General features: G+C 63.2%; 5 protein-coding genes. 3 read left to right on the forward strand and 2 right to left on the reverse strand.

Annotated features, from left to right (window positions below; genetic code table 11):
- A partial coding sequence (locus EN939_RS26405; protein ID WP_442919562.1) for an ABC transporter permease occupies positions 1 to 188 on the forward strand: 188 nt, incomplete at its 5' end.
- Between the two features lie 130 nt (positions 189 to 318).
- Entirely contained in the window at positions 319 to 561 is a 243-nt protein-coding gene (locus tag EN939_RS26410; RefSeq protein ID WP_127270697.1) for a hypothetical protein, read from the forward strand.
- On the opposite strand, the gene EN939_RS26415 is transcribed toward EN939_RS26410, so the two are convergent.
- Positions 558 to 1,274, reverse strand: a complete 717-nt coding sequence (locus tag EN939_RS26415; protein ID WP_127270699.1) for a hypothetical protein — start codon at positions 1,272 to 1,274, stop codon at positions 558 to 560. The two genes, EN939_RS26410 and EN939_RS26415, sit on opposite strands and share 4 nt — an antisense overlap.
- 3 nt (positions 1,275 to 1,277) lie before the next feature.
- Entirely contained in the window at positions 1,278 to 2,390 is a 1,113-nt protein-coding gene (locus tag EN939_RS26420) for an endonuclease/exonuclease/phosphatase family protein (RefSeq protein ID WP_127270700.1), read from the reverse strand.
- A gap of 189 nt (positions 2,391 to 2,579) precedes the next feature.
- Here EN939_RS26420 and EN939_RS26425 point away from each other — a divergent pair, with 189 nt between their 5' ends.
- Positions 2,580 to 3,140, forward strand: a complete 561-nt coding sequence (locus EN939_RS26425) for a BA14K family protein (RefSeq protein WP_127270702.1) — start codon at positions 2,580 to 2,582, stop codon at positions 3,138 to 3,140.
- The last annotated feature ends 182 nt before the right edge of the window (positions 3,141 to 3,322 follow it).

A 3,322-nucleotide genomic window follows, 5' to 3' on the forward strand; every position in this document is an offset into this window, starting at 1 on the left:
TCGGCATCCTGATCGGGCTGGCGCTGGCCGGCCTCGCCGCGGTGACGCTGACCATCCCGTTCGCGCCGAGCCCGGCGGTGATCCTGCTCGCCGTCGGCTTTTCCGCCCTGATCGGCATGGTGTTCGGCTTCTTCCCGGCATTGCGCGGCGCCAGGCTCGATCCGATCGACGCGCTAAGGCACGAGTAGGGCAACCCGGCCGGAACGCAGCCAGCCCGAGCCGGTTTTGCACAGCCTTCGACATTTCCACCTGGTCCCGCCACTGTCGCCGCGCCGTTCGCGATGCTAGGGCAATTCACCCTGGGCGGAGGAATAGCGGATGAGCAAGAAGGCGCGACTGGTCCTGGCGATGGTGATCATCGAGGCAGGTCTTGCAGGCATCTGGTGGTATCTCGCCCGCTTCGGCATGGCCAATCCCGATCGCGTCACCGCTGACTTCCAGGCAGTCGTCGGCCAGACCATGGGAATGGCGATGGGCGGCTTGCTCGGCATCGGCTTTATCCTGTTCCTCGTCGCCGCACGCAACGGTCGCAACGCGGCACAGAATAAGACGCGCCCTTAATTCCCGTTTGCGAAATGCCACTCGATCAGCGGCTTCATGTGCGGTGACAGCCCGACCGGCAGGTCGGCGGCATGGCGGATGATCACCGGTCCCTCGATCTCCGGCTCGGTCTCGGTGGCGACGAAGGCTGAGATGCGCCTGGCGATCTCGTCGGCGGGCGCCGCCGCGTGGTAGCGGCGAAAGATCACCGTGCCGCTGCTGGTCGACATGGCATGGTAGCGCTTGCCGCGTTCCGCACCTGACAGGTCGAGCCCGGTTTCCTCGCGCACCTCACGGATCATGTTGAAATCGACGTCGACCAGCCCATCGCGAAAATCGATCGGCTCGAACGAGCCGGCGGCGAAATAGACGCGGCCGGCGTTGACTGTGTGAGGACCCATGCGGATCGCCACCAGCGCATTGTCGCCGGCCACCAGCATGGCATGGGCATAGGCATGCTCGGCGCCCGAATTCTCGCGCCGCTTCCGCCACAGCATGAACGTCGAGTAATTGACCGCGTGGCAGCGGCCGACGAGACGGCTGTCGCGGTAGGCAAGTTGCGACAGCAGCACCACCATGCCGTCGAACAGCGCCGGATTGGCGGCGATTTCGTGCTGCCAGTTCTCGGCGATCGCCTCTGCATTGTCCCTTGCGAAAGGGTGCGGACCGGGATCGAGCCGGACGTCGATGTCGTCGACCGGCAGGATGACGTTGCGCGGGAGGTCGAAACTCATGCGTCAGGTCATGTCCAGCGTGATCGCCACTGGGCAATGGTCCGATGCCTTCGGCCGGTCCCAGCCGGCGCGCGGAAACCGCTCGACCTCCTGCCCCGGCGGAAAGATGGTGCGCCAGGGCTGGCCGTTGCGGATGATGTCGGGAACGGCCGTTGCGTTGCTGGCGGCGAGCCCCTTCGACAACAGGATGTAGTCGAGCTGGCACAGATGCCGCTCTTCGGGTCCTCGCGTGTGGTAGAAGCTCCAGCGGTTCATCTCCGGCCGCCTCTCGACGACATTTTCGCAAAAGCCGCCTGCCGTCAGCACGTTGATGCAGGACAGGGCTTCGTCGACCACCTCGAAGCGATAGCCGTCGATCGCATCGCCGGCCACCTTCACGCGCTGGCGATAATCATTCATGTCGCCGCAGATCGCCCAGCTCTTGTCGGCGGCATAGTCCTTGCCGAAGCGCTCCTCGATGATGCGGCGCACGGCCTGCGCTTCGGCGATGCGCACCGGCATCGTCGCCTCGCGCCCGTCGAGCCCGTTGCGCGGCGAGCCCATCGACTTGAAATGCACGAGATAGAGCGTCAGCGGCACGCCGCCCACGGTGATGTCGATCTCCAGGCAGTCGCGCCGGAAAATGCGCTCATTGGCCTGATTGCCCAGTGCCTCGAGTTCCGGCGTGTGCAGCCCGAACTGCTCGTAGGTGACATAGGCATGGCTGGTCATGCGCACGAATTCGATCGGCTGGCCCTGCGCGGTCTCGTTGCGCATCATCACGGCAACGTCGATGCCGCGCGAATCATTGCCCGATGTGGTGTATTTCTGCCGGTAGCCCTGCCCCACCATCTTGAACAAATAGCCGTATTCGAACGCCTTTAACGCCTCGATATTGTCGACTTCCTGCATGCAGATGATGTCGGCGCGGGTGGCAGCGATCGCCAGCGCCGTCAGTTGGCGCGTGTCGTCGGACTGGGCGATGGCGCGGGCCTGCTCCAGGATCCTGTATTCCGCCTCGCTCTGGATATCGAACAGCGCCAGCGTTCGATCCTCGTTGAGCTGGTTGCGATAGCCGGAAAAATCGAACCTGTTCATCAGGTTCTCGACATTGAAGGTGGCAAGGCGCAGCGACATGCCATGACCTTTGCCCGCAAGTGCTTCGGAAAACAAGCGCGCAGGACCACCATCTGAGATCGATTGGTCCTGGGTGCGTTCGCGTCATGGTTGACGGAACCTTTCCGTTCATCCGCCGTTCAGATGCAAACATCCATTGTTGCCCCATTCCTCGGGTGGGCGCGGGGCCTGTAACTCTTGGAGAGTGCAATGAATTCGCTCTTTTCTTCCACGGTCAAATCGGGGCTGATAGCCCTCGGTATCCTTTCCGGCGTCACGGCACCGTCCGCCGCCGGACCGATCATGCAGCCGGATCTGTCGATACCCACCAGCACGGCGGCGCCGAATGTCACGCCTGTCCGCGACAGCTGGGCGGGCGGCAACAACCGTCAGTTCAACAATGATTGGAGATGGCGCCGGTCGGGCAACTGGAACGGCGGCCGTCGACACTGGCAGGGCGGCGGCGGTCACTGGAATGGCGGAGACAACTGGCGTTGGCGCCATGGTCGCCATCACTATCGCGGCGGCCGTTATTACGATGATGGCGCGAGTGCCGCGATCCTGGGCCTTGGCCTGGGGCTCGGCCTCGGCAGCATGTACAACAATTACGACTACTACGATCGGCCGGCGCCGCGCCGCTACTACCGCGCGGGACGGCTTTCGAGCGCCCATGTCCAATGGTGCTACAACCGCTACCGGTCGTACCGGGCCTACGACAACACCTTCCAGCCCTACAACGGCCCGCGCCAGCAGTGCTACTCACCCTATTGAGCTGACCTGTAGCTGAGCTGACCGACAGAATGAAAAACGGCGCCACTTGGCGCCGTTCAGACTGCTGACAAACCCCGTCGATTTTCGGCGGGGTTTTTTGTTATGTGATTGAAGTGTCTTGGACTGTTTGTGTCAGGAGATTTTGACAAGAGGCATTGAGCCTCATGCGCGGGCCGGCTTGG

The organism is Mesorhizobium sp. M7A.F.Ca.CA.002.05.1.1 (assembly GCF_003998335.1).
Taxonomy (GTDB): domain Bacteria; phylum Pseudomonadota; class Alphaproteobacteria; order Rhizobiales; family Rhizobiaceae; genus Mesorhizobium.